The organism is Lichenibacterium minor, assembly GCF_004137685.1.
In the GTDB taxonomy this organism is placed as follows: Bacteria; Pseudomonadota; Alphaproteobacteria; order Rhizobiales; family Beijerinckiaceae; genus Lichenihabitans; species Lichenihabitans minor.
The window spans coordinates 120128-127675 of record NZ_QYBB01000014.1 but is presented as its reverse complement, the minus strand read 5'-3'; the positions used below and the strand labels follow the sequence as shown (position 1 = coordinate 127675).

7 protein-coding genes are annotated in these 7548 nt (G+C 71.6%); 3 read left to right on the top strand and 4 right to left on the bottom strand.

Annotation, left to right across the window (positions count from 1 at the left end; all coding sequences use genetic code 11):
• Nucleotides 1-135: 135 nt before the first annotated feature.
• A complete protein-coding gene (locus D3273_RS14035; protein ID WP_129227508.1) occupies nucleotides 136-399 on the top strand; it encodes a GlsB/YeaQ/YmgE family stress response membrane protein in 264 nt (87 codons plus the stop codon).
• A gap of 23 nt (nucleotides 400-422) precedes the next feature.
• The gene (gene lipA, locus D3273_RS14030) at nucleotides 423-1418 is read left to right on the top strand and encodes a lipoyl synthase (RefSeq protein WP_129227507.1); all 996 of its coding nucleotides are present in this window, start codon (nucleotides 423-425) and stop codon (nucleotides 1416-1418) included.
• Between the two features lie 40 nt (nucleotides 1419-1458).
• Here lipA and D3273_RS14025 read toward each other — a convergent pair whose 3' ends face one another.
• The 3 genes from D3273_RS14025 to D3273_RS14015 are packed head-to-tail and all read right to left on the bottom strand — an operon-like array spanning nucleotide 1459 to nucleotide 4465.
• Nucleotides 1459-2043: a peroxidase-related enzyme gene (locus tag D3273_RS14025; RefSeq protein ID WP_129227506.1), complete on the bottom strand. Its 585-nt coding sequence runs from the start codon at nucleotides 2041-2043 to the stop codon at nucleotides 1459-1461.
• Nucleotides 2040-2828, bottom strand: a complete 789-nt coding sequence (locus tag D3273_RS14020; RefSeq protein WP_129227505.1) for an enoyl-CoA hydratase — start codon at nucleotides 2826-2828, stop codon at nucleotides 2040-2042. Before D3273_RS14020 ends, D3273_RS14025 begins: the two co-directional genes overlap by 4 nt.
• Nucleotides 2825-4465 carry an AMP-binding protein gene (locus D3273_RS14015; protein WP_129227504.1) on the bottom strand — a complete coding sequence of 547 codons (1641 nt, stop codon included), beginning with the start codon at nucleotides 4463-4465 and terminating at the stop codon, nucleotides 2825-2827. The genes D3273_RS14020 and D3273_RS14015 overlap by 4 nt, the downstream gene beginning before the upstream one ends.
• A 111-nt stretch (nucleotides 4466-4576) precedes the next feature.
• Here D3273_RS14015 and D3273_RS14010 point away from each other — a divergent pair, with 111 nt between their 5' ends.
• Nucleotides 4577-5242, top strand: a complete 666-nt coding sequence (locus tag D3273_RS14010) for a glutathione S-transferase family protein (protein WP_165359491.1) — start codon at nucleotides 4577-4579, stop codon at nucleotides 5240-5242.
• 107 nt (nucleotides 5243-5349) lie between these two features.
• Here D3273_RS14010 and mdoH read toward each other — a convergent pair whose 3' ends face one another.
• Nucleotides 5350-7530 carry a glucans biosynthesis glucosyltransferase MdoH gene (mdoH, locus tag D3273_RS14005; protein WP_245501160.1) on the bottom strand — a complete coding sequence of 727 codons (2181 nt, stop codon included), beginning with the start codon at nucleotides 7528-7530 and terminating at the stop codon, nucleotides 5350-5352.
• Between the last annotated feature and the right edge of the window lie 18 nt (nucleotides 7531-7548).

Here is a 7548-nt window from a genome sequence, read left to right as displayed (position 1 = left end):
AAGGCCGGATACGTTTGTGCAGACAGATCAAGCTGAACCCGAGAAACCACTTGCCGACGGGGCGGGCCATACGTTTTCCCGCGAGGGAGGAGGGCGCGCTCGCCGGGCGCAGCGACGATCAACCCCTCGGATCCGATGCTCCTCGACTCTCTCCACACCACGAACATCGTCGCCGTCCTGCTCATCGGCCTGGTGGCGGGCTGGCTCGCCAGCCTGGTCGTCGGCGGCGGCGGGCTGTGGCGCGACCTCGTGACGGGGCTGGTCGGCGCCGTCGTGGGCGCTTTCGTGCTGCGGGCGCTCGGCGTCGTGCTGCCGTTCCACGATCCGCTGGTCGCCGACATCGTCACCGCGACGATCGGAGCCGTGATCGTGGTGGTGGTGGCGCGCGCCGTCGCTTAGATCAGGGGCAGGAGATTTTCCCCATGCTGGTGCTCGACCTGCTGAACAGCGACCCCCGCGCCAAGGCGGTGCCGGCCGTGCCGCGTCCCGACACGGCCCCGCGGCATCCCGAGAAGGCGCACCGGCCCGACCAGCCGGTGCTGAAGAAGCCCGACTGGATCCGCGTCAAGGCGCCGGGCTCCGCGGGCTACGCCGAAACCCACGGCATCGTGAAGGAGCACGGGCTCGTCACGGTCTGCGAGGAGGCGGGCTGCCCCAACATCGGCGAGTGCTGGACCAAGAAGCACGCCACCTTCATGATCATGGGCGACACCTGCACCCGCGCCTGCGCGTTCTGCAACGTCCGCACCGGCCTGCCGGGCGCGCTCGACGCCGCCGAGCCCGACCACATCGGCGAGGCGGTGGCCAAGCTCGGCCTGCACCACGTCGTCGTCACCTCCGTCGACCGCGACGACCTCGCCGACGGCGGCGCCGCGCATTTCGCCCGCACCATCGGGGCGATCCGGCGGCTCGCCCCCGGCACCACGATCGAGGTCCTGACGCCCGACTTCCTGCGCAAGCCCGGCGCGCTGGAGGTGGTCGTCGAGGCGCGGCCCGACGTGTTCAACCACAACCTCGAAACGGTGCCGTCGCTGTATCTCTCGGTCCGGCCCGGCGCGCGCTACTTCCATTCCCTTCGTCTGCTGCAGCGGGTGAAGGACCTCGACGCCTCCATCTTCACCAAGTCGGGCATCATGGTGGGGCTGGGCGAGGAGCGCACGGAGGTGCTGCAGGTGATGGACGACATGCGGTCGGCCGAGATCGATTTCCTCACGATCGGCCAGTACCTGCAGCCGACGAAGAAGCACCATCCGGTGAAGAGCTTCGTCACCCCGGACGCCTTCAAGGCCTACGAGACCGTGGCGGTGGCGAAGGGGTTCCTCGTCGTGTCGGCCTCGCCCCTGACGCGTTCGTCGCACCACGCCGGCGACGATTTCCGTCGCCTGCAGGCGGCGCGGCGGGAGCGGGCGGCGGCCTGACACGGAGGTCGTCCTCCTCCCAGCCCATGGGGAGCGGCGTTCACGAGGGTCGGGGCGGGTCGCGGCCGAGCCGGTAGAGTTCGTCGTTGGGCCTGAGGTCCGCCGCGCCCGCCAATCGGTTGGACATGGCGAAGAAGCCCGCGATGGCGGCGATGTCCCACCCGTCCTCGCGGGTGAAGCCGTGCCGCTCCAGCGCCTCGTAGTCGGCCTCGGCGACCGCATGCGCCTCGCCGGCGACCTTGAGCGCGAAGTCCAGCATGGCGACCTGTCGCTCGGTCAGCCCCGCCTTGCGGTGGTCCACCGCGATCCTGTCGGCCACGAGCGGGTCCTTGGCGCGGATGCGCAGGATCGCGCCATGCGCCACCACGCAGTAGAGGCAGCGGTTGGCGGCGCTGGTCACGACCACGATCATCTCGCGCTCTGCCTTGGTCAGCGGGCCCGGCCGGTCCATCAGCAGGTCGTGGTAGGTCAAGAAGGCGCGGAACTCGTCCGGCCGCCGCGCCAGCAACAGGAATACATTCGGCACGAAGCCCGATTTCTCCTGTACGACCACCAGCCGCGTGCGGATGTCCTCGGGCAGGTCGTCGAGGGCAGGCGCGGGAAAGCGCATCGGCGCGTCGCTCATCGCAGTCCCTGTCTCGATCCGGACCGCGCCAGGAAGGCGTCGATCCCGGCTACGGCGTCAGGCTCCGCCATGTTGCGCGCCATGGCGTCGCCGGCGTGGCGGTAGGCCTCCGCGAGCCCCATCGCTTGCTGCTCGTAGACGAGCCTCTTGCCGAGCCGCACCGCCGCGGGGCTCTTCGCCGCGATGACGGCCGCATAGTCGGCGGCGGCCCGGTCCAGCGCTTCCTCCGGCACGACGCGGTTGACGAGCCCGAGGCGCAGCGCTTCGGGCGCGTCGATGAAGCGCCCCGTCATCAGAAGGTCGAAGGCGGCCTTCACGGGCACGGCGCGGGTGAGCGCCACGGCCGGCGTCGAGCAGAACAGCCCGACGTCGATTCCCGACACGGCGAAGCGCGCCGACTCGGCCGCCACCGCGAGGTCGCAGGCCGCGACGAGCTGGCAGCCCGCCGCCGTCGCGATCCCCTGCACGGCGGCGATCACCGGCACGGGACAGCCCCGGATCGCCCGCATGACGGCGGAACATCGCTCGAACAGGGCCCGGTGCCGCGCTTCGTCCTCGTGGGCCCGCATCTCCCGCAGGTCATGCCCGGCCGAGAATGCGCGGCCAGAAGCCCCGAGCACGACGCAGCGGACATCCTCCTCCGCCGCCAGCCGGCCGAACTCCTCCCCCAAAGCCGCCAGCAGCGCGTCCGACAGGGCGTTGAACCGCTCCGGACGGTTCAGCGTCAGCGTGGCAACGCCGCCGCGGTCGGCGCGCAGCAGGAGATCCGTGCGGGCGTGGGTCATGGCTTCGCTCCGTCGTCGCGGTCGCGCAGCAGGCGTTTCTGGACCTTGCCCGTCGAGGTGCGGGGCAGGGTGGTGAAGACCACGCGCTTCGGTATCTTGAAGCCCGCGAGCCGCGTTCGGCAGAAGGCCACGATGTCTTCCGCGCTCGGCGGTGCGCCGCCCGCGCCGAGCTCGACATAGGCGACCGGCACCTCGCCCCACCGCTCGTCGGGCGCGCCCACCACCGCGACGGCGGCGACGCCCGGGACGTGGTGGATGGCGTCCTCGATCTCGATGGAGGAGATGTTCTCGCCGCCCGAGATGATGATGTCCTTCAGCCGGTCGCGGATCTGGATGTGGCCGTCCGGGTGCCGCACCGCGAGGTCGCCCGAGTGGAACCAGCCGCCCGCGAAGGCCGCTTCCGTGGCGGCCGGGTCGGCGTGGTAGCCCTTCATCACCAGGTTGCCGCGAAACAGCACCTCGCCCAGGGTGGCGCCGTCGTCGGGCACGGGCTCGCAGGTGGCGGGGTCGCCGACGATCACCTCCTCGCAGAGCGTGTAGGCGATGCCCTGGCGCGCCCGCTTGGCGGCGCGGTCCTCGGCGGGGAGCGCGTCCCAGCCCTCGCGCCAGTCGCAGGCGACCGCCGGGCCGTAGGTTTCGGTGAGGCCGTAGACGTGCGTGACGTCGAAGCCCCGCGCTTCCATGGCGGCCAGCACGGCCGCGGGCGGCGGCGCGCCGGCCGTCATGGCCTTGACGCGGCGGGGCAGGGGCGTCGTCGCCGCGTCGGCCACCATCTTCAGAACGATCGGCGCCCCGCAGAAATGGTCGACGCCGTCCTCGGCGATGGCGTCGAGCACGGCGGGGCCGGTGACCCGCCGCAGGCACACGCTGGTCCCGGCCTTGGCGGCGACGGTCCACGGGAAGCACCATCCGTTGCAGTGGAACATCGGCAGGGTCCACAGGTAGACGGGCGCCCGCCCCATGTCCCATTCCAGCACGTTGCCGACGGCCGTCAGGTAGGCCCCCCGGTGGTGGTAGACGGCGCCCTTGGGCCTGCCCGTGGTGCCGGACGTGTAGTTGAGCGCGATGGCGTCCCACTCGTCGGCCGGTCCGCCGCCGGCGAAGTCGGGGTCGCCCCCGGCGAGCAGCGCCTCGTAATCGACGGCGCCCAGGGCTTCCCCGGGCGCCGCGGGATCGCGGATGTCGACCACGATCGGCGGGGTGGCCATGCCGGCCAGCGCGGCCCGCACCGTGCCGGCGAACTCCGTGTCGCAGATGAGCACCTTGCCGCCGCCGTGCTCCAGGATGTAGCGGACCGTATCGGCGTCGAGGCGCGTGTTGATGGCGTTGAGCACGCCGCCGCAGAGCGGCACCCCGAAATGCGCCTCGAAGAGCTCGGGCGTGTTGGCGGCCATCACCGCCACGGTGTCGCCGGCCTCCAGCCCGAGCCCCCGCAGCGCCGACGCGAGGCGCCGGCAGCGGTGGCGGACCTCCGACCAGCTTCGCTTCACGCCGCCGTAGACAGTCGCGATGCGGTCCGGATGCGCCAAAGCGGCGCGGTTGAGGAAGGACACGGGCGACAGCGGCACATGGTTGGCGGCGCGGCGCGCCAGGGCGTCGCCGACGGCGCGCGAAGCCGCGGCCAAACTCTCGGGCATGCGCCCCTCCCCCTCGTTTCCGTCTTGCTGCGGAGCCCCATTCAAAGGATCTTCGGCGTGGAAGTCGAGAGGCGGCCCGCGGCAGGGCCGCCCCGATGGGAAGGGACCGTCATGGGCGACATCAGCGTGCACGGCATGATCGGCAGCCCGTTCGTCAGGAGCGCGCTCGTGGCGCTGGAGGAGAAGGGGCAGGGCTATCGCTTCGTGCCGCTCAAGCTCGATGCCCTGCGGACGCCCGAATATCGCGCCCTCCATCCGTTCGGCCGCGTGCCGGCCTTCGAGCAGGACGGGTTCGTCGTCTACGAGACCCAGGCGATCCTGCGGCACGTCGACCGCGCCTTCCCCGAGCCGGCCCTGACGCCGCGCGGCCTCGAGGCCGCGGCGCGCATGGACCAGGTGTTGAACACGATCGACAGCTACCTTTTCGCAGACGCCGGCGCCGTGCTGGGCTTCAACCGCATCATCGCGCCGCGCATCCTGAAGGTGGATCCCGACGAGGAGGCCTGCGCGCGGGCGGAGAAGCGCGTCGCCCGGGCGCTCGGCGTGCTGGCGGGCGTGCTCGGCGACAAGCCGCATCTCACCGGCGACGCGATGACGCTCGCCGACATCGCGCTCGCCTGCCACCTCGACTTCCTCGCCGCGACGCCGGAAGGCGAGCGCGCGATCGCGATGGTCCCCCGGCTCGCCGCCTTCGGGCTCCGCATGGCGGAGCGGTCGAGCTTCGTCGACACGACGATCCCGGCGCTGGTCCGGCGCTTCCTGCCGAAGAAGGGCTGAGGACGCACGAGCCGGACGGGGCCGGGGCCGCGCGCAGCCGCGCCTGCGGCGCGCGTTTTCGAGCGCGCCTCGGCGCGATCAGGACCGGCGGCTGATCGCGACCCGCGTTATTCTGCCGCGGCTGCCGCCCGCATGTCGGCGCTCGGCAGGCGCGCCACGCGGTCGATAAGGTCGCGGTCGTTCAGCACCGCGGTCCGCTCCTTGCGGTTCAGCCAGGATTCGGCTTCCTCCACGGTTTCGGCCTCGGACAGCTTGGCCCGCGCCATCACGGCGTCCTGGTCGATGGCGCCGCGCGCCTTGGGGGCCGAGGCCGGCAGGTAGGCCTCGTGCAGAAGGCGCAGCTCGCGGCTGGCGTGGAGGGCCGAGATGCCGTCCGTGAGGTCGTAGCCGGCCAGCGCGAGCTCGCGTGCCAGCACGTTGGCCCGCACCGCGATCTCGGGGGGCGTCGTCTCTTCCGGCGTGCGCAGCAGGCCGATGCGCTTCAGGAACAGCCCGATCGAGCGCTGGCCGCTGGCCCAGGACAGCGGGATCGCCAGGATCAGGCCCGCGATCGTCGGCGACATCCACGCCACCAGCGAGGGCGAGATCAGGAAGCCCGCCACCAGGGTGATGAAGCCCAGGATGACGTGGGACCGGTGCCGCCGCACGATGTCGCCGAGCGGGATCGAGCCGTCGTCGCGGCGCTGCGGGTTCCAGCCGGTATCGCGGCCGAGCAGGATCTGCATCACCGAACCCGACTGGATCAGCATCATGATCGGCGCGAGCAGCGACGACATGACGATCTCGACCACCGTCGACAGGATGAGGCCGAGCGCGCCGCCGCTGCCCCGCCGCGTGTCGCGCTGGCCGAGCGCGATCAGCAGCCCGAAGCCCTTGGGCGCCAGCAGCACCGCCATGGTGATGCCGAACAGGTCCAGCGCGCGCTGCGCGTCGAACCGCGGCCAGGCGGGGAAGAGCGAGAAGTCCTGGGTGAAATATTCGGGCCGGATGTAGGCCGACTGCAGCACCAGCACGATGCCGACGAGCAGCTGCGCCATCCACAGCGGGGACGCGAGGTAGCCCATGATGCCGGTGGCGAAGTGCTGCCGCGACGCGAGGTGGAAGCCCCGCGCACCCATCACCCGGATGTGCTGCAGGTTGCCCTGGCACCAGCGCCGGTCGCGCGCCGCGAGGTCGATGAGCGAGGGCGGGCTTTCCTCGAAGGAGCCGCCCAGCACCGGAAGCATGTAGACGGCCCAGCCGGCGCGCCGGATCAGCGCCGCTTCCACGAAGTCGTGGCTGAGGATGTGGCCGCCGAGCGGCGGCTTGCCCTTGAGGTGGGGCAACCCGCAATGGTCCGCGAAGGCCCGCGTGCGGATGATGGCGTTGTGGCCCCAATAATTGCCGTCGCGCCCGGACCACACGGCGAGCCCGGCCGCGATGACCGGGCCGTGGATGCGGGCGGCGAACTGCTGCAGGCGGGCGAACAAGGTGTTGCGGTTGATGATCAGCGGCAGCGTCTGGACGATGCCGGCGTCCGGGTCGGCCTCCATGGCGGCGGCGAGGTTGACCAGGGAATGGGCCGTCATCAGGCTGTCGGCGTCGAGCACCAGCATGTGCGGATAGGCGCCGCCCCACCGGGTGACGAAATCGGCGATGTTGCCGGCCTTGCGGTTCGTGTTCTTCGACCTGTGGCGGTAGAACACCCGGGCCTTGCCGCGCAGGCGGTCCCGCAGGGCCACCAGCGCCCGCTCTTCCGCGACCCACATGTCGGGGTCGGTCGTGTCTGACAGGAAGAAATAGTCGAAGTGGTCGCCGAGCCCCGTCGCGGCGACGTCCTCCGCCATGGCCTGCAGGGCGCCGAAGATCCGGCTCGGCGCCTCGTTGTAGATCGGCATCACCACCGCGGTCTTCGCCGTCAACGCCGCCGGCATGGCGGGGCGCTTGGGGGCGAAGAACACCAGCCAGGCGAAGCCCACGACCGCGCTCGCGAAGGACAGCGCGATCCAGGAAAAGTTCGCGACGAAGAGGGCCAGCAGGATCCACTTCAGCAGCGTCACCTCGCCGACGTCGACGACGCGCCACATCTCCTCGACGCCGAAGCCGAGCAGCGCCGCGCCGCCGCCGAACACGATCGCGCGCGCCAGCCACGGCACGGAGCGGTGGGCGGCGTTGGCCCAGCCCCGCCGCGACGCGCGGTCGAACCGGCGCAGGGACTGCGTCGGCATGCCGATCGGGCTTTCCTCCGGCATGGCCGGCACGGCGAGGATCGAGTCGAGGTCGATCACCGGGCGGGACTCGCCGGGCATCGCCGCGTCCCGCCCGCG